Here is a 17,586-nt window from a genome sequence, read left to right on the forward strand (position 1 = left end):
CCTCGGCTGTTGACTACAACCCCCGCCGCTTGCGAATCAGCCCATACGCCTGATGCAACTCACGGGTCCGTTCGGTCGCCTCGCGCACCTGGGCTTCCGTAGCGCCGCTACCCGCCAGCTTGTCCGGGTGATGCCGGCTGATCAGCCGGCGATATGCCTGCTTGACCTTGTCGCCCTCGGTATCAGCCTCGACCGCCAACAGTCGCAAGGCCGCCGCATAGGTCATGGTGCCACCGTCCAGCCCTGCCTTGCGCGGCTCGTACTCCAGCGACATGGCTTGCACCTGGCGCCGGCTCAAACCCAGCTTCTGCCCCCAGTCCAACAGCATCTCGCGCTCTTTGCTGCCAACCTTGCCGTCGGCCCAGACCATGCGCCAACAGGCACGCAAGGTCCCTTCTGCTGCATGCGGCTGCTGGCGGATACGGCGCAGATGGCCGGCCAGCCGGTCCTTGCCGGCCTTGCCACGGTTGAACGCGGCAATGGCCCGCAGCCGGGCCGCCTCAGCCAGGTCCAGGCGTACCATTTCTTGGCGCGCCTGCTGGATATGCTGCTCGGCCACCCGCCCATCGCATTTGGCCAACCTGCCGAGCAGCACGAACAGCAACTCCTCGTCGCGCAGGGCCGGGCGCCCGCCCAGGCGCTCGCGCATGTCCTCCCAGCCACGCACCCGCAGGCGCCGGTCCATGGCCTGCCCGAGCAGAGCGCCGAGCAAGGCACCGGGGATGCTGGCGACGGCAAAACCGGCGCCGGCACCAATCACCGTGCTTGGCCACCACATCTCAGGCGCGCTCGCCGATCAGGCGCTCGGCCTGGGCCAGGCGCTCCAGCGTGCCGACATCGACCCAATGGCCACGGTAGTGCTCGCCTGTGACCTTGCCATCCGCCATGGCCTGGCGCAGCAAAGGCGCCAGCTTGAAAGCCCCCGGCTGGCAACCCTCGAACAACGCGGGGTCAAGCACCGAGAGGCCACTGAAGGTCAAGGTACCCGGCGCTTCATCGCCATCCAGCACTTGCGTGCCAGCCAGGCGGAAGTCGCCACGGTCGTGGTGCCCTGGGTTGTCTACCAGCACCAGGTGCGCCAGGCCCGCAAGCGGCGCCTGCAGGCGGGTGAAGTCGTAGTCGGTCCAGACGTCACCATTGACCAGCAGGAACGGCGCCTCGCCCAGCAACGGCAGTGCCTTGAAGATCCCGCCGCCGGTTTCCAGCGGTTCGCCCTCGGGCGAATAGCGGATGCTCAGGCCGAAACGGCTGCCATCACCCAGGTGGTCCTCGATCTGCTGGCCCAGCCAGGCATGGTTGATCACCACCTCGGTAACACCGGCTGCCGCCAGGGCGCGCAAGTGGTACTCGATCAGCGGCTGGCCTGCTACCGGCACCAGTGGCTTGGGCGTGTGCAGGGTCAAGGGGCGCATGCGCTCGCCCTTGCCCGCTGCCAGGATCATCGCTTTCATGCCTGTGCTCCGGCCTTGAGTTCGGCAATCAGCTCGCCCAGCTCCGCCAATTCGGGACGGCGACCGATCACTTCATCTATATAGGCGAAGAAACGTGGGACGTCCGCCAGGTAGCGCGGCTTGCCATCGCGGTGGCAGATGCGGGCGAAGATGCCGATCACCTTGAGGTGACGCTGCACCCCCATCAGGTCGCTGGCGCGCTGAAATGCCTCGAAATCGGCTTGCACGGGAATACCGGCAGCCTGCGCTTTTTGCCAGTAATTGCGCAGCCAGCCGTCTACCCGGGCCTGCGGCCAGCTGAGGAAGGCATCCTTGAACAGGCAGGTGATGTCGTAGGTGACCGGGCCGTAGACCGCGTCCTGGAAGTCCAGCACGCCTGGGTTTGGCGTGCTGTGCATCAAGTTGCGCGGCATGTAGTCGCGGTGCACCAGCACCTTGGGCTGGGCCAGGGCACTGTCGATCAGCGCCTGGCTGACACGTTGCCAGGCGGCCTTCTGAGCCTCGCTGAAGGCCAGGCCAAGCTCTCGCCCGACGTACCACTCGGGGAACAGTTCGACTTCCCGGCGCAGCAGGGCATCGTCGTAGCTCGGCAGTGGCGCGTCCATCGGCAGGCGCTGGAACGCCAGCAGCGCATCGATGGCATCACTGAACAGGCCATCGGCATTCTGGCCATCGATGATGTCCAGGTAGGTCTGGTGGCCCAGATCGCCCAGCAGCAGGAAACCGCGCTCCAGGTCCTGGGCATGGATCACCGGCACGTGCACGCCGGCACTGGCCAGCAGGTGATCGATGGCGACGAACGGTCGGCAGTTCTCCTGCGGCGGGGGGGCATCCATGATCACGAAACTATGGCCTGCGCCCTGCCAGCGGAAGTAGCGGCGGAAGCTCGCATCGCTGCTGGCGGCAGTCAGGCTGCCTGCTGGCACTTCGCCCCAGGCGTTGTTTTGGAAAATAGTGTTGAGCTGCTCATCGAGCCAGACAGTCAGTTGTTGCAAGCGTACATCGTGATCAGGCATTACAAGGGTCTCCGACGGCCCTAGCCGTCAAGCGGGTCATGCTTTATTATCCAGCATCTTTTTCAGACCATCGAGAGGCGTGCGGCCCCACACGCGGGCAGATGGCACGCAGGAAGCCCGGACTAATAAGATGGCATTGAAATCCCCCGCGTTTCGTAGAAAGTTTCCGTTGCTGGTCACCGGCGGTTTGCTGGCCCTGCAACCTCTGGCCACGTCGTACGTCGTGGCAGCCGAACAGTTCGACTGCCAAGTGTCCGCCTCCGGTGGTTGGGACTGCAAGCCCAAGGCGCCTGTCAACAACCTGCCGCCGCGTCCGGTGCACGAGGGTGCTGCCCTCAGTTCCGGTACCGAAGCCCAGGCGGGCGAAGCCGAAACCGCGGACAAGCCGATGCTGGTCACCGAGGCCAAGGGCCGTGGCCTGAAGTCGCGCAGCGAAGACTACAGCCACCTCGACTGGGTCCCGCGTGACAAGCTCACCGCCGCCCAGCTGGCCGAAACCGGCCCGTACTGCGGTGGCGCGTACATCGAGCCGACCCGCCCTGGCATGGCCGACACCACGCCCAAGGACGAGTCGCCGACCTACATCAATGCCAAGGTGTCCAAGTACCAGCAGGAGCAGCAGATCGCTACCCTCGCCGGTAACGTGGTGATGCGCCAGGGCAGCATGCAGGCCGAGGCCGACGAGGCCAACCTCTACCAGACCGAGAACCGTGGCGAGCTCAAGGGCAACGTCAAGATCCGTGACAACGGCTCGCTGGTGGTCGGTGACGAGGCGCAGATCCAGCTCGACACGGGCGAAGCCCAGGTCGACAACGCCGAATACGTGATGCACAAGTCGCACATCCGCGGCAACGCCCTGTACGCCAAACGTGGCGAAAACGCCATCATCCGTCTCAAGGACGGTACGTACACCACCTGCGAACCGGGCAGCAACGCCTGGCAGCTGAAGGGCAACAACATCACCCTGAACCCGGCCACCGGTTTCGGCACGGCGACCAACGTCACCTTGCGGGTCAAGGATTTCCCGGTGTTCTACACACCGTACATCTACTTCCCGATCGACGACCGTCGCCAGTCCGGCTTCCTGCCGCCCTCGTTCAGCAGCAGCAGCGACACCGGCTTCATGCTGGTCACCCCGTACTACTTCAACCTGGCGCCAAACTATGACGCCACGTTGTACCCGCGCTACATGACCAAGCGCGGCCTGCTGATGGAAGGTGAGTTCCGTTACCTGACCCCGTCCAGCGAAGGCCAGTTCGGCGGCGCGTACCTGAACGACAAGAACGACGACCGTAAAGACCAGACTGACTACAAAGAACAGCGCTGGATGGTCAACTGGCAGCACAAGGGTGGCCTGGACGAGCGCCTGATGGCCGAGGTGGACTACACCGACATCAGCGACCCGTTCTACTTCCAGGACCTCGAATCCGACCAGATCGGCGTAGAGACCCAGGACCTGCTCAACCAGCAGGGCGCCCTGACCTACCGTGGCGACAGCTACACCGCGCGGTTGAACGTGCATGCCTACGAGATGGCGACCATCTCGCAGATCACGCCGTATGACCGCCTGCCGCAGATCACCTTCAACGGTAAGCTGCCGTTCGAGCCGGGTGGGCTGAACCTTGCTTATGAGACTGAAGCGGTTCGCTTTGATCGTGACCTGAAAGACGACCTGGTATTCAACAAGGACGGCGTGCCAGACACGACAGCAGGCGTTGTAAGGGACCCGATTACCGGGCAAGTGCTGGGCGGCCGACGGCTTGACCAGAACATTGCCGGTATTGCCCGTGCCAACGGCACACGTCTGAACTTCGCGCCATCGATCAGCCTGCCGATGGAAGCCAGCTACGGCTACCTGACGCCAAAACTGAAGTACGCCTACACCCATTACGACCTCGACCTGGACAGCAAAGGCAAGGCCGACGCTATCAGGCTGCAGGCAGCTGATCCGGTAGCTTATGGCAGCTACAGCGGCACGGTGAACCGTGACGTGCCAATCTTCAGCGTGGACAGCGGGTTGTATTTCGACCGCAACACCTCGATGTTCGGCACCAATTACAAGCAAACCCTCGAACCGCGCCTGTTCTACCTCTACGTCCCGTACAAGGACCAGAAGGACATCCCGCTGTTCGACTCGGGTGAAACGCTGTTCAGCTACGACTCGCTGTTCCGCGACAACCGCTTCAGCGGCACCGACCGCATCGGCGACGAGAACAAACTGTCGCTGGGCGTGACCACGCGCTGGATCGAGGACGATGGCTTCGAGCGGCAGAGCTTCAGCATCGGCCAGGCCTACTACTTCAAGGATCGCAAGGTCCAGTTGCCGGGTATCAACTACAAGACCCGCGCCGACTCGCAGGCCGACGTTTCGCCGTACGCCCTGGTGTACAACTATGCGTTCAACCGCGACTGGCGCTTCAATTCGGACTTCAACTGGGACCCGGACAGCCGCAGCACCCGCTCGGGCAGCGCGATGTTCCACTACCAGCCTGAAGACAACCCGAACAAGGTGGTCAACCTCGGTTATCGCTACCGCAACGACACCATCTCCTACGACTCCCAGACCGGTACCTGGAAAGTGGGCGGCGGCGACTACGGTGTGCCAGGCAGCGAGAACTACATCAAGGACTACTACAAGATCCAGCAGCATGACTTCTCGGTCATCTGGCCGATCGTTCCGCAGTGGAGCGTCATCGCTCGCTGGCAGCATGACTACAACCGCAACCGCACCCTGGAAGCCATGGGCGGTTTCGAGTATGACAACTGCTGCTGGAAGCTGCGCCTGATCAACCGTTACTGGATCGACTACGACGACTTCAGCCAAGCCCTTCCAGCGAACGAAAAAGGCGACCACGGTATCTTCCTGCAGATCGTGCTGAAAGGCCTCGGTGGTGTAGTGGGCAACAAGGTCGAATCTTTCCTCGACGAAGGCATTCAAGGTTACCGTACACGTGAAGACCAAGCTTATTGATCGTCTGCGCCCAGTGTTGCTGGGCGCCGCTTTGCTGAGTGGCGCGGTGCATGCCGCGGTACAACCTCTGGACCGCGTGGTGGCCATCGTCGACAACGACGTGGTCATGCAGAGCCAACTGGACCAGCGCGTCCATGAAGTTCAGCAAACCATCGCCAAACGTGGCGCCGGCGCGCCACCGACCAGCGCCCTCGAACAACAGGTGCTTGAGCGCCTGATCGTCGAAAACCTGCAACTGCAGATCGGCGAGCGTTCCGGCATCCGCATCACCGATGAGGAGCTGAACCAGGCCATCGGCACCATTGCCCAGCGCAACGGCATGTCGCTGGACCAGTTCCGCGCGGCCCTGGCCCATGACGGTCTGTCGTTCGACGACGCTCGCGAGCAGGTCAAGCGCGAGATGATCATCAGCCGCGTGCGCCAGCGCCGTGTGGCCGAGCGCATCCAGGTTTCCGAGCAGGAAGTGAAAAACTTCCTCAACTCGGACCTGGGCAAGATGCAGCTCTCGGAAGAGTATCGCCTGGCCAACATCCTTATCCCGACCCCGGAAAGCGCCAACTCCGACGCCATCCAGGCGGCTGCCCGGCAGGCCGGCGATGTCTACCAGCAGCTCAAGCAAGGCGCGGACTTCGGCCAGCTGGCCATCGCCCGCTCCGCCAGCGAGAACGCCCTGGAAGGCGGCGAGATGGGCTGGCGTAAAGCCGGCCAGCTGCCACCTGACTTCGCCAAGATGCTCAGCAACATGGCCACTGGCGATGTCACCCAGCCAATCCGTATCCCCAACGGCTTCATCATCCTCAAACTGGAAGAGAAGCGTGGTGGCAGCGAGAACGTGCTGCGTGACGAAGTGCATGTACGCCACATCCTGATCAAGCCGAGCGAAATCCGCAGCGACGCAGCCACCGAGCAATTGGCCGAACGCCTGTACGACCGCATCAAGAACGGCGAAGACTTCGGCGAGCTGGCCAAGAGCTTCTCGGAAGACCCGGGCTCGGCGCTTAACGGCGGCGACCTAAACTGGGTCGACCCAAACAGCCTGGTGCCTGAGTTCCGTGAGCAGATGGCCAACGCAGCCCAAGGCGAAGTCACCAAACCGTTCAAGACCCAGTACGGCTGGCACGTCCTGGAAGTGCTAGGCCGCCGCGCCACCGACAGCACCGAACAGGCGCGTGAACAGCAGGCATTGAACGTGCTGCGCAACCGCAAGTACGACGAAGAGCTGCAGACCTGGCTGCGCCAGATCCGCGACGAAGCCTACGTTGAAATCAAGCTGCCTGGCGCCGACCAGGCTGCACAGTGAAGCCCCTGCGCTTCGCCGTCACCCCCGGTGAACCAGCCGGCATAGGTCCCGACCTGTGCCTGCTGCTCGCCGCAGACGCCCAGCCCCACCCCCTGATTGCCATCACCAGCCGTGACCTGCTCGCCGAGCGGGCCACGCAGCTGGGGCTGGCCGTCAACCTGCTGCCCGTAGCGCCGGACCACTGGCCCGACCAGCCAGCGCCTGCGGGCAGCTTGTATGTCTGGGATACCCCCCTGGCCACCGCCGTGACGGCAGGCCAGCTGGACAAGGCCAATGCCGCCTTCGTCCTGCAAACCCTGACCCGCGCAGGCACTGGCTGCCTGGACGGGCATTTCGCCGGGATGATCACCGCCCCTGTGCACAAGGGCGTGATCAACGAGAGCGGCATTGCCTTTTCCGGGCATACCGAGTTCCTCGCCGAGCTGACCCACACCGCGCAAGTGGTGATGATGCTCGCGACCCGCGGCCTGCGCGTGGCCCTGGTGACCACTCACCTGCCGCTGCGCGAGATTGCCGACGCGATCACCGCTGAACGCGTCGAGCGTGTCACCCGCATTTTGCACGCCGATATGCGCGACAAGTTCGGCATTGCCAACCCTCGCATCCTGGTCTGCGGCCTCAACCCGCACGCCGGAGAAGGCGGCCATCTGGGCCGCGAAGAAATCGACATCATCGAACCGACACTGGCCCGCCTGCGCACCGAAGGCATGGACCTGCGCGGACCGCTGCCGGCCGATACCCTGTTTACCCCCAAATATCTGGAGCACTGCGACGCAGTGCTGGCGATGTACCACGACCAGGGCCTGCCCGTACTCAAGTACAAAGGCTTCGGCGCCGCCGTCAATGTGACGCTGGGCCTGCCGATCATCCGCACGTCGGTCGACCACGGCACCGCCCTGGACCTGGCCGGCACCGGCAAGGTTGATACCGGCAGCCTGCGGGTTGCCCTGGAAACCGCCTACCAGATGGCCGAGAACCGACCATGAACGAGCAATACCAACACCGGGCGCGCAAGCGCTTCGGTCAGAACTTCCTGCACGACGCCGGCATCATCGACCGCATCCTGCGCGCCATCCACGCCAAGGCGGGTGAACACCTGCTGGAAATCGGCCCAGGCCAGGGCGCCCTCACCGAGGGCCTGCTGGGCAGCGGTGCACAGCTGGACGTGGTGGAACTGGACAAGGACCTGGTGCCGATCCTGCAGCACAAGTTCGCCGGCCGTGACAACTTCCGCCTGCACCAGGGCGACGCCCTGAAGTTCGACTTCAACCAGCTCGGCGTGCCACCGCGCAGCCTCAAGGTGGTCGGCAACCTGCCCTACAACATTTCCACCCCGCTGATCTTCCACCTGCTCAGCCACGCCGGGCTGATCCGCGACATGCACTTCATGCTGCAGAAGGAAGTGGTCGAGCGCATGGCCGCAGGCCCGGGTGGCGGTGACTGGGGCCGCCTGTCGATCATGGTGCAGTACCACTGCCGGGTCGAACACCTGTTCAACGTCGGCCCTGGCGCGTTCAACCCGCCGCCAAAGGTGGACTCGGCCATCGTGCGCCTGGTGCCACACGAAGTGCTGCCGTTCCCAGCCAAGGACCACCTGCTGCTGGAGCGGGTCGTTCGCGAAGCCTTCAACCAGCGTCGCAAGACACTGCGCAACACCCTCAAAGGCCTGCTCGACAGCCAGGCGATCGAAGCCGCTGGCGTTGATGGCAGCCTGAGGCCTGAGCAGCTGGACCTGGCGGCCTTCGTGCGCCTGGCAGACCAGTTGGCTGACCAACAAGCCTGATAGCGCCTGCACCGGCCTCTTCGCGGTTCACCCGTGAAGAGGCCGGCACCACCCCCCCCTGCTGACATGCCTGCCCGCGACCACACCGCTGGCCCTCCCCCCCGCCAATGGCCTAGACTGCATTATTGCGTCAGTTCGCCCAAGGCCTTTGCATGTCCGATCCCCGCTATCAGATCGACGTCAGCGTCGTGACCCGCTACCTCAAAGAACAATCCGACCCCGAAAACAGTCGTTTCGCTTTCGCCTACACCATTACCGTGCAGAACAACGGCTCGGTCACGGCCAAGTTGCTGTCCCGACACTGGCTGATCACCAACGGTGATGGCGAAGTAGAGGAAGTGCGCGGCGCCGGCGTGGTCGGCCAGCAACCGAACATCGACCCGGGCCAGAGCCATACCTACAGCAGTGGCGCGGTCATCAGCACCCGCGTCGGCACCATGCAGGGCAGCTACCAGATGTTCGCCGAAGACGGTAAACGCTTCGATGCCCAGATCGCGCCCTTCCGCCTGGCGGTACCCGGAGCCCTGCACTGATGGCGACCTACGCCGTCGGTGACCTGCAAGGCTGCCTGCAACCGCTCAAATGCCTGCTCGAACGCGTGCGCTTCAACCCCGCCATCGACCGCCTCTGGTTGGTCGGTGACCTGGTCAACCGCGGCCCCGAGTCGCTGGAAACCCTGCGCTTCCTTTACTCGATCCGTGACTCGCTGGTGTGCGTGCTGGGCAACCATGACCTGCACCTGCTGGCCGCCTGGCACAACGTCGAACGCCTGAAAAAGAGCGACACCCTGGGCGCTATCCTCGAAGCGCCAGACGCCGACCTGCTGTTCGACTGGCTGCGCCGGCAAAAACTGCTGCATTACGACGAGCCCCGCGGTATCGCCATGGTACATGCCGGCATACCGCCACAGTGGACCCTGGGCCGAGCCCTTGAGCTTGCCGCCGAAGTCGAGGAAGTGCTGCGGGACGACGGGCGCCTCAAGCTCTACCTCGATGGCATGTACGGCAACGAGCCGAACAAGTGGAGCAAGAACCTCACAGGTATCGAGCGCCTGCGGGTGATCACCAACTACCTCACGCGCATGCGCTTCTGCACCCCCGAGGGCAAGCTCGACCTCAAGAGCAAGGAAGGCTTGGGCGCAGCCCCCAAAGGCTACAAGCCCTGGTTTGCGCACAAGGACCGCCGCTCGCGGCATGTGAAGATCATCTTCGGCCACTGGGCCGCCCTTGAAGGGCGCGTCGACGAGCCCGGCATCATCGCCCTGGACACCGGTTGCGTGTGGGGCGGTGCCATGACCCTCTATAACGTCGACAGCGGTGAATACCATCGCTGCGACTGCGCCGACGACGGCACCGTACGCACGCCGGCACAACCCACTAGACTCAACGATCAGCCCTGAAGGAAACCGTACCCATGAGCGAATTCAAGCGCATCCCTCCCGAGCAGGCCCTGGCCCTGCGCGCGCAAGGTGCGGTAGTGGTCGATATTCGCGACCCACAGGCCTTTGCGGCCGGCCACATCAACGGCGCCACCCACCTGGATAACCATTCGGTCGCCGATTTCATCCGCAATGCCGACCTCGATGCACCGACCCTGGTGGTCTGCTACCACGGCAATTCCAGCCAAAGCGCCGCCGCGTACCTGGCCGGCCAGGGCTTCTCGGAGGTGTACAGCGTCGATGGCGGCTTTGAGCTGTGGCGCGCCACCTACCCGGGCGAGACTGCCCAAGGCGCCGCTGAATAATTTTTTCATTTTTACTGCAGCCCGCGCCCTATGCGGGCTTGCGGCTCACCTGACGAACGGTCGCGAGCAACTTCTCGGCCTCGCGCCCTTGACCTTGCGTATTACCAACTATCCTTAAGCCCAGGCCATCCAAAAAAGGGGAGAGCCGGTACACCGGCGTGCGGGTCATCGGTAGCGTTTCAAGGGTGTTCTGGGGGGTATACAGCAATCGGCGAACCCGGTTGCATGCCAGCATCAGCTGACTGATCCGGCGTCGTCTCCACGTATCGAGCGAGGTGACGTCATGAGCATTTTTAGCCACTTCCAACAACGTTTCGAGTCCACCCGCCAGGAAGAACTTTCGCTGCAGGAGTACCTCGAGCTGTGCAAGCAGGATCGCAGCGCCTACGCTTCGGCGGCAGAACGGCTGTTGCTGGCCATCGGCGAACCGGAGCTTGTCGACACCTCCAACAATTCCAGGCTTTCACGGATCTTCTCGAACAAGGTCATTCGGCGCTATCCGGCCTTTGAAGACTTCCATGGCATGGAAGAATGCATCGACCAGATCGTTTCGTACTTCCGCCACGCGGCGCAGGGCCTGGAAGAGAAGAAGCAAATCCTTTACCTGCTGGGCCCGGTAGGCGGCGGCAAGTCGTCGCTGGCCGAGAAGCTCAAGCAACTGATGGAGAAGGTGCCCTTCTACGCCATCAAGGGCTCGCCTGTATTCGAATCACCACTGGGTTTGTTCAACGCCACCGAAGATGGGGCCATTCTCGAGGAAGAGTTTGGGATCCCACGGCGCTACCTGAACACCATCATGTCGCCCTGGGCCACCAAGCGCCTGCAGGAGTTCGGCGGCGATATCTCCAAGTTCAAGGTGGTCAAACTCTACCCCTCGATCCTTAACCAGATCGCCATCGCCAAGACCGAACCCGGCGATGAGAACAACCAGGACATCTCTGCCCTGGTGGGCAAGGTGGACATCCGCAAACTCGAGGAATACCCACAGAACGACGCCGACGCCTACAGCTATTCGGGTGCGCTGTGCCGGGCCAACCAGGGCCTGATGGAATTCGTCGAGATGTTCAAGGCGCCGATCAAGGTCCTGCACCCCCTGCTGACGGCGACCCAGGAAGGTAACTACAACAGTACCGAGGGGCTGGGGGCGATCCCCTACACCGGCATCCTGCTGGCCCACTCCAACGAATCGGAGTGGCACACCTTCCGCAACAACAAAAACAACGAAGCGTTCATCGACCGGATCTACATCGTCAAGGTGCCCTACTGCCTGCGCGTCAGTGACGAAATCAAGATCTACGACAAACTGCTGGTCAACAGCTCGCTGGCCAAGGCCCATTGCGCGCCCGACACCCTCAAGATGCTGGCCCAGTTCACCGTGCTCTCGCGCCTCAAGGAGCCCGAAAACTCCAACATCTATTCGAAGATGCGTGTCTACGACGGTGAAAACCTCAAGGACACCGATCCAAAGGCCAAGTCGATCCAGGAATACCGGGACTCGGCAGGCGTCGACGAGGGCATGAACGGCCTGTCGACCCGCTTCGCCTTCAAGATCCTGTCCAAGGTCTTCAACTTCGACCCGCACGAGATCGCAGCCAACCCGGTTCACCTGCTGTATGTGCTCGAACAACAGATCGAACAGGAACAGTTCCCGGCCGAAGTGCGCGAACGCTACCTGCGCTACCTGAAGGAATACCTGGCGCCGCGCTACATCGAGTTCATCGGCAAGGAAATCCAGACCGCCTACCTCGAGTCTTACAGCGAGTACGGCCAGAACATCTTCGACCGCTATGTGCTGTACGCCGACTTCTGGATTCAAGACCAGGAATACCGCGACCCGGAAACCGGCGAGATCCTCAACCGTATTGCCCTCAACGAAGAACTGGAGAAGATCGAGAAGCCTGCCGGCATCAGCAACCCGAAAGACTTCCGCAACGAGATCGTCAACTTCGTACTGCGCGCACGCGCCAACAACAACGGCAAGAACCCGAGCTGGCTGAGCTATGAAAAACTGCGGGTGGTGATCGAGAAGAAAATGTTCTCCAACACCGAAGACCTGCTGCCGGTCATCAGCTTCAATGCCAAGGCCAGCAAGGAAGACCAGAAGAAACACAACGACTTCGTCACCCGGATGGTGGAGCGTGGTTACACCGACAAGCAGGTGCGCTTGCTGTCGGAATGGTACCTGCGGGTCAGGAAATCGCAATAAAGCGGCAAGCTTCTAGCCGCAAGCTGCAAGCTGCCCGGCGTCGGCGCTTCTGTCTACGCCACAGCTTGCAGCCGCGGTGGCTGCTCTTTCTTGCAGCTTGAAGCTCGTGGCTTGCAGCTGCATCCAGTCACCGGAGGGACCATGAGCTACGTAATCGACCGACGCCTGAACGGCAAGAACAAGAGCACGGTCAACCGCCAGCGTTTTCTGCGGCGCTACCGTGAGCACATCAAGAAGGCCGTCGAAGAGGCCGTGAGCCGCCGCTCCATCATGGACATGGAGCATGGCGAGCAGATCAGCATTCCGGGACGGGATATCGATGAACCGGTGTTGCACCACGGTCGTGGCGGCAAACAGACCATCGTGCACCCTGGCAACAAGGAATTCACCGCCGGCGAACACATCCCAAGGCCCCAGGGTGGTGGCGGCGGCGGTGGCCGTGGCAAGGCCGGCAACTCTGGCGAGGGCATGGATGAGTTCGTCTTCCAGATCACCCAGGAAGAGTTTCTGGAATTCATGTTCGAAGACCTCGAACTGCCCAACCTGGTCAAACGCCACCTGACCGGTGCCGACACCTTCAAGACTGTACGTGCCGGTATTGCCAACGAAGGCAACCCATCACGCATCAACATCGTTCGCACCCTGCGTTCTGCCCATGCCCGGCGTATTGCCCTGACCGGCAGCAGCCGTGCCTTGTTGCGCGAAGCGCAGAAAGAACTCGACCGTCTGAAGGTCGAGGAACCTGACAACTTCACCGACATCCAGGAAGTCGAGCAAGAAATCGAACGGCTCAAGGCACGCATCAACCGCCTGCCCTTCCTCGACACCTTCGACCTCAAGTACAACCTGCTGGTCAAGCAGCCCAACCCCAGTTCGAAAGCTGTGATGTTCTGCCTGATGGACGTTTCCGGCTCCATGACCCAGGCCACCAAGGACATCGCCAAGCGCTTCTTCATCCTCCTGTACCTGTTCCTCAAGCGTAATTACGACCGCATCGAAGTGGTCTTCATCCGCCATCACACCAGTGCGCGGGAAGTGGACGAGGAAGAGTTCTTCTATTCGCGGGAGACCGGCGGCACCATCGTCTCCAGCGCGCTCAAGCTGATGCAGGAAATCATGGCCGAGCGCTACCCGGCCAGTGACTGGAACATCTATGCCGCCCAGGCCTCCGACGGCGACAACTGGAACGACGACTCGCCGATCTGCCGCGAGATCCTCTCCAAGCAGATCATGCCGCACGTGCAGTACTACACTTACGTCGAGATCACCCCCCGTGAGCATCAGGCGCTGTGGTACGAGTACGAGCGAATCGGCGAAGGCTTCCCCGACACGTTCGCCCAGCAGCAGTTGGTATCGGCCGGCGACATCTACCCGGTCTTCCGTGAACTCTTCCAGCGCAGGTTAGCCACATGACCGCCAGAGCTCAGAAACGCCAACCTATTTCCACCGGGTCCGAATGGACGTTCGACCTGATCCAGACCTACGACCGGGAAATCAGCCGCCTGGCCGAGCGTTACGCCCTGGACACCTATCCCAACCAGATCGAAGTGATTACCGCCGAACAGATGATGGATGCCTACGCCTCGGTAGGCATGCCGCTGGGCTACCACCACTGGTCCTATGGCAAGCAGTTCCTCAGTACCGAAAAGTCCTACAGTAGGGGCCAGATGGGCCTGGCGTACGAGATCGTGATCAACTCCGACCCGTGCATCGCCTACCTGATGGAAGAAAACACCATGTGCATGCAGGCACTGGTAATCGCCCATGCCTGCTATGGCCACAACAGCTTTTTCAAGGGCAACTACCTGTTCCGCACCTGGACCGATGCCAGTTCGATCATCGACTACCTGGTGTTTGCCAAGCAGTACATCGCCCAGTGTGAAGAGCGCCACGGCATCGATGCCGTCGAAGACCTCATCGACTCCTGCCACGCGCTGATGAATTACGGTGTCGACCGCTACAAGCGCCCCTACCCCATTTCTGCCGAGGAGGAGCGGCGCCGGCAGAAGGAGCGTGAAGAGCACCTGCAACGGCAGATCAACGACCTGTGGCGCACTATCCCCAAGGGCGCGGAGAAGGGTGGTGAGCGTGATGATGCGCGCTTCCCCGCCGAACCTCAGGAAAACATCCTGTACTTCATCGAAAAGCACGCCCCCCTGCTCGAACCCTGGCAGCGCGAAGTGGTGCGCATCGTGCGCAAGATAGCGCAGTACTTCTATCCGCAGCGCCAGACCCAGGTGATGAACGAAGGGTGGGCCACCTTCTGGCACTACACGCTGATGAACGACCTGTACGACGAGGGCCTGGTCACCGACGGTTTCATCATGGAGTTCCTGCAGTCGCACACCAGCGTGGTGTTCCAGCCAGGTTTCGACAGCCCGTACTACAACGGCATTAACCCCTATGCGCTTGGCTTTGCGATGTACACCGACATCCGCCGCATCTGCGAAAACCCAACCGAAGAAGATCGCCACTGGTTCCCCGACATTGCCGGCAGCGACTGGCTCTCGACCATCAAGTTCGCCATGAGCAGCTTCAAGGACGAGAGCTTCATCCTGCAGTACCTGTCGCCCAAGGTGATCCGCGACCTCAAGCTGTTCAGCATTCTTGACGACGACCAGCGTGATGACCTGCTGGTACCCGCTATCCATGACGAGGCAGGGTACCGGTTCATTCGCGAACAACTGGCGGCCCAATACAACCTGGGCAACCGTGAACCCAACGTACAGATCTGGAGCATCGACCGCCGCGGCGACCGCTCGCTGACCCTGCGCCACCAACAACACAACCGCAAACCGCTGGGCGACTCGACCGAGGAAGTGCTCAAGCACCTGCACCGCCTGTGGGGCTTCGACATTCACCTGGAGACCGTACAAGGCGACCAGGTCATGAAGACCCATCACATGCCTCCGCGCGGCGAGCATGGCGAAAGCGCCGACTATGGCCGCATGGACCTGGCCGTCATCCACCACCTCTAGCCGCGACGCCCCCGCATAACTGCCAACAGGTTATCCTGTGGGCAGTTATGGAGGCTGTACATGCACATCTACAAAGTTGGCGGCGCCGTGCGCGACCGCTTGCTCGGGCGCCCCGTCAGCGACATCGACTGGCTGGTGGTTGGCGCCACCGTCGAACAGATGCAGGCCCTGGGCTACCGCCCGGTAGGCGCTGATTTCCCGGTGTTCATCCACCCCCGAAGCGGTGAGGAATACGCCCTGGCGCGCACCGAGCGCAAAAGTGGCCGTGGCTATGGCGGGTTTACCTTCCATGCCAGCCCCGACGTCACCCTCGAAGAAGACCTGATCCGCCGCGACCTGACCATCAATGCGATGGCGGAGGACGACGACGGCACGCTTTACGACCCCTATCACGGCAAAGAGGACCTCGAAAGGCGCCTTTTACGCCACGTGTCCCCCGCGTTCGCCGAAGACCCCCTGCGGGTACTCAGGGTTGCCCGCTTTGCCGCACGCTACGCGCCACTGGGCTTCAAGGTGGCTGACGAAACCCTGGCGCTGATGCGTCAGATCAGTGCCTCTGGCGAACTGCAGGCGCTCACCGCCGAACGCAGCTGGAAAGAGATCGAGCGCGCGCTGATGGAGCCGCAACCCCAGGTGTTCTTCGAGGTCTTGCGCGCTTGCGATGCCTTGCAGGCACTGTTGCCAGAGCTTGAGGATAGCCCCCACGCCTTGGCGGGCCTGGAGCAGGCCGCGCAGCATGATCAACCACTGCATGTGCGCTGGGCTTGCCTGCTGCGCGAGCTGCAGCCAGCAACGATCAAGGCGGTCAGCCAGCGCTTCAAGGCGCCGCGAGACTGCCAGGAGCTGGCCATACTGGTGGGTGAGTGCCTGTCTCAATGCAACCAGGCCCTTGAGTTGCCGTCCACGGCATTGCTGGAGCTGTTGCAGAAGTTCGACGTGTATCGGCGGCCACAGCGCTTCGACGACTTCATCAGCGCCTGCGAGATGGATGCGCGCGCGCGCCAGGGCAGTCTGGCTTATCCACAGGCTGACTACCTGCGAGGGGCAGCAGCTGCGGCAAGGGCTGTGGATGTGAAGCCGCTGGTGCAGGCTGGGCTGACCGGGCAGGCGTTGGGCGAGTCGCTTAAAGGTGAGCGATTAAAGGCGCTGACGGCCTACAAAAGCGCTGCAGAAGGCTGATTTCACGATTGCCGGGCACCGCGAAGAGGCCCGGCAAGGCACCGAAAGGGCAAGGCTCAGGCCGGCGTCAGCTGCAACCCTCGCCACTCGAAGGCGACCGGGGCCAGCACCTGATCAATCCGCGCCTCCTGCCACACCTGCGCCATGGGCTTGCCCACCCCAGGGTGCACCAGCTCGGGCGCCAAGAGCGACAATGGCCACAACACGAACGCGTTTTTCAGAATCTCGGCCCGCGGCAGCACCAACCCATCGAACGTGCCGTGCAGGTCGTCATACATCAACACGTCGATATCCAGCGGCAGCCCTTTGCGCTCGGGCGCGTAGCGGCCGTTGTCGGCTTCGATGAACTTGAGCCGGCGGTCCAGCTCCATCAGTGGCAGATCGGTCTTGCCGGTCACCACGAAATTGATGAACGGGCCACTCTTGATGCCCACCGCCTGGCTCTCGAACGCCGGCGAACAACGCATGTCGGTGAGGATGCCCGCCAAGGCATCAAGCCCCGCGCAAAGGTGCGCCTCGCGGTCGATGTTGCTGCCCAGGCCCAGATAAACCGTGTTCAGAGACATCCGCGCTCGATCTCCACGCCAACACCGCCACGGGCAGCGGGGACCGCGCCTGGCTTGGTCAGTTTCAGCCGCACCCACGGGATCTGGAATTCTTCCATCAGCACCGCGACCAGGCGCTCGGCGAAGGTTTCCACCAGTTCGAAGCGCGCCTGCTCGGAAAATGCCTGGATACGCGCCGAAACACTGGCGTAGTCCAGCGCCAGGCTGAGATCGTCGCCGGCCGCTGCCGGGCGGTTATCCCAGGCGAAACTCAGGTCCAGGCGCAAGCACTGGCGAATATCCCGCTCCCAGTCATAGGCACCGATGACGGTATCGACTTCCAGGCCTTCGATGAACACTCTGTCCAAGCACTTCTCTCCACAGCACGACAAGGGCGACTGGCGCCGTTAGAAT

At 62.4% G+C, this 17,586-nt stretch carries 16 protein-coding genes; 11 read left to right on the forward strand and 5 right to left on the reverse strand.

The window, feature by feature from the left end:
- Positions 1 to 13: 13 nt before the first annotated feature.
- Genes PC358_RS24310 through PC358_RS24320 form a run of 3 tightly spaced genes read right to left on the reverse strand, consistent with a single transcriptional unit; the run spans position 14 to position 2,467 of the window.
- Positions 14 to 778, reverse strand: a complete 765-nt coding sequence (locus PC358_RS24310; protein ID WP_033703043.1) for a TerB family tellurite resistance protein — start codon at positions 776 to 778, stop codon at positions 14 to 16.
- 1 nt (position 779) lies between these two features.
- Positions 780 to 1,451 carry an N-acetylmuramate alpha-1-phosphate uridylyltransferase MurU gene (gene murU, locus PC358_RS24315; RefSeq protein ID WP_033703044.1) on the reverse strand — a complete coding sequence of 224 codons (672 nt, stop codon included), beginning with the start codon at positions 1,449 to 1,451 and terminating at the stop codon, positions 780 to 782.
- Positions 1,448 to 2,467 carry an aminoglycoside phosphotransferase family protein gene (locus PC358_RS24320; protein ID WP_033703045.1) on the reverse strand — a complete coding sequence of 340 codons (1,020 nt, stop codon included), beginning with the start codon at positions 2,465 to 2,467 and terminating at the stop codon, positions 1,448 to 1,450. Before PC358_RS24320 ends, murU begins: the two co-directional genes overlap by 4 nt.
- A 130-nt stretch (positions 2,468 to 2,597) precedes the next feature.
- Between PC358_RS24320 and PC358_RS24325 the strand changes: the two genes are divergently transcribed.
- The 11 genes from PC358_RS24325 (at position 2,598) to PC358_RS24375 (ending at position 16,627) form a co-directional block, all read left to right on the forward strand.
- A complete protein-coding gene (locus PC358_RS24325; protein ID WP_033703047.1) occupies positions 2,598 to 5,438 on the forward strand; it encodes an LPS-assembly protein LptD in 2,841 nt (946 codons plus the stop codon).
- Entirely contained in the window at positions 5,419 to 6,738 is a 1,320-nt protein-coding gene (gene surA, locus PC358_RS24330; RefSeq protein WP_033703048.1) for a peptidylprolyl isomerase SurA, read from the forward strand. Before PC358_RS24325 ends, surA begins: the two co-directional genes overlap by 20 nt.
- Positions 6,735 to 7,724 carry a 4-hydroxythreonine-4-phosphate dehydrogenase PdxA gene (pdxA, locus tag PC358_RS24335; protein ID WP_033703049.1) on the forward strand — a complete coding sequence of 330 codons (990 nt, stop codon included), beginning with the start codon at positions 6,735 to 6,737 and terminating at the stop codon, positions 7,722 to 7,724. Before surA ends, pdxA begins: the two co-directional genes overlap by 4 nt.
- Positions 7,721 to 8,521 carry a 16S rRNA (adenine(1518)-N(6)/adenine(1519)-N(6))-dimethyltransferase RsmA gene (gene rsmA, locus PC358_RS24340; RefSeq protein ID WP_033703051.1) on the forward strand — a complete coding sequence of 267 codons (801 nt, stop codon included), beginning with the start codon at positions 7,721 to 7,723 and terminating at the stop codon, positions 8,519 to 8,521. The genes pdxA and rsmA overlap by 4 nt, the downstream gene beginning before the upstream one ends.
- 152 nt (positions 8,522 to 8,673) lie before the next feature.
- Positions 8,674 to 9,054, forward strand: a complete 381-nt coding sequence (apaG, locus tag PC358_RS24345; RefSeq protein WP_033703052.1) for a Co2+/Mg2+ efflux protein ApaG — start codon at positions 8,674 to 8,676, stop codon at positions 9,052 to 9,054.
- The gene (locus PC358_RS24350) at positions 9,054 to 9,920 is read left to right on the forward strand and encodes a symmetrical bis(5'-nucleosyl)-tetraphosphatase (protein WP_033703053.1); all 867 of its coding nucleotides are present in this window, start codon (positions 9,054 to 9,056) and stop codon (positions 9,918 to 9,920) included. The genes apaG and PC358_RS24350 overlap by 1 nt, the downstream gene beginning before the upstream one ends.
- Positions 9,921 to 9,934: 14 nt before the next feature.
- Positions 9,935 to 10,264, forward strand: a complete 330-nt coding sequence (glpE, locus tag PC358_RS24355; RefSeq protein ID WP_033703055.1) for a thiosulfate sulfurtransferase GlpE — start codon at positions 9,935 to 9,937, stop codon at positions 10,262 to 10,264.
- A 283-nt stretch (positions 10,265 to 10,547) separates the two neighbouring features.
- Positions 10,548 to 12,470, forward strand: coding sequence for a PrkA family serine protein kinase (locus tag PC358_RS24360; protein WP_027594382.1), 1,923 nt, complete (start codon positions 10,548 to 10,550; stop codon positions 12,468 to 12,470).
- A 141-nt stretch (positions 12,471 to 12,611) separates the two neighbouring features.
- The gene (locus PC358_RS24365) at positions 12,612 to 13,883 is read left to right on the forward strand and encodes a YeaH/YhbH family protein (protein ID WP_033703056.1); all 1,272 of its coding nucleotides are present in this window, start codon (positions 12,612 to 12,614) and stop codon (positions 13,881 to 13,883) included.
- Positions 13,880 to 15,448 carry a SpoVR family protein gene (locus PC358_RS24370; protein WP_033703057.1) on the forward strand — a complete coding sequence of 523 codons (1,569 nt, stop codon included), beginning with the start codon at positions 13,880 to 13,882 and terminating at the stop codon, positions 15,446 to 15,448. Before PC358_RS24365 ends, PC358_RS24370 begins: the two co-directional genes overlap by 4 nt.
- Before the next feature lie 60 nt (positions 15,449 to 15,508).
- Positions 15,509 to 16,627 (forward strand): multifunctional CCA addition/repair protein, encoded by a 1,119-nt coding sequence (locus tag PC358_RS24375; RefSeq protein ID WP_033703058.1) that lies wholly within the window; start codon positions 15,509 to 15,511, stop codon positions 16,625 to 16,627.
- 56 nt (positions 16,628 to 16,683) lie between these two features.
- On the opposite strand, the gene folK is transcribed toward PC358_RS24375, so the two are convergent.
- Complete coding sequence (gene folK, locus PC358_RS24380) at positions 16,684 to 17,193, reverse strand: 2-amino-4-hydroxy-6-hydroxymethyldihydropteridine diphosphokinase (RefSeq protein ID WP_033703059.1); 510 nt, start codon at positions 17,191 to 17,193, stop codon at positions 16,684 to 16,686.
- On the reverse strand, positions 17,184 to 17,540 hold the full coding sequence (folB, locus tag PC358_RS24385) for a dihydroneopterin aldolase (protein ID WP_033703061.1): 357 nt from the start codon (positions 17,538 to 17,540) through the stop codon (positions 17,184 to 17,186). The genes folK and folB overlap by 10 nt, the downstream gene beginning before the upstream one ends.
- Positions 17,541 to 17,586 lie beyond the last annotated feature (46 nt).

It is taken from the genome of Pseudomonas capeferrum (assembly GCF_000731675.1).
GTDB lineage: Bacteria > Pseudomonadota > Gammaproteobacteria > Pseudomonadales > Pseudomonadaceae > Aquipseudomonas > Aquipseudomonas capeferrum.

What these genes read in the sequence shown, in the direction of transcription:
- PC358_RS24310 (WP_033703043.1), bottom strand. Translation starts at nt 778, where the DNA reads ATGTGGTGGCCAAGCACGGTGATTGGTGCCGGCGCCGGTTTTGCCGTC.
- murU (WP_033703044.1), bottom strand. Translation starts at nt 1,451, where the DNA reads ATGAAAGCGATGATCCTGGCAGCGGGCAAGGGCGAGCGCATGCGCCCC.
- PC358_RS24320 (WP_033703045.1), bottom strand. Translation starts at nt 2,467, where the DNA reads ATGCCTGATCACGATGTACGCTTGCAACAACTGACTGTCTGGCTCGAT.
- PC358_RS24325 (WP_033703047.1), top strand. Translation starts at nt 2,598, where the DNA reads ATGGCATTGAAATCCCCCGCGTTTCGTAGAAAGTTTCCGTTGCTGGTC.
- rsmA (WP_033703051.1), top strand. Translation starts at nt 7,721, where the DNA reads ATGAACGAGCAATACCAACACCGGGCGCGCAAGCGCTTCGGTCAGAAC.
- apaG (WP_033703052.1), top strand. Translation starts at nt 8,674, where the DNA reads ATGTCCGATCCCCGCTATCAGATCGACGTCAGCGTCGTGACCCGCTAC.
- PC358_RS24350 (WP_033703053.1), top strand. Translation starts at nt 9,054, where the DNA reads ATGGCGACCTACGCCGTCGGTGACCTGCAAGGCTGCCTGCAACCGCTC.
- glpE (WP_033703055.1), top strand. Translation starts at nt 9,935, where the DNA reads ATGAGCGAATTCAAGCGCATCCCTCCCGAGCAGGCCCTGGCCCTGCGC.
- PC358_RS24360 (WP_027594382.1), top strand. Translation starts at nt 10,548, where the DNA reads ATGAGCATTTTTAGCCACTTCCAACAACGTTTCGAGTCCACCCGCCAG.
- PC358_RS24365 (WP_033703056.1), top strand. Translation starts at nt 12,612, where the DNA reads ATGAGCTACGTAATCGACCGACGCCTGAACGGCAAGAACAAGAGCACG.
- PC358_RS24370 (WP_033703057.1), top strand. Translation starts at nt 13,880, where the DNA reads ATGACCGCCAGAGCTCAGAAACGCCAACCTATTTCCACCGGGTCCGAA.
- PC358_RS24375 (WP_033703058.1), top strand. Translation starts at nt 15,509, where the DNA reads ATGCACATCTACAAAGTTGGCGGCGCCGTGCGCGACCGCTTGCTCGGG.
- folK (WP_033703059.1), bottom strand. Translation starts at nt 17,193, where the DNA reads ATGTCTCTGAACACGGTTTATCTGGGCCTGGGCAGCAACATCGACCGC.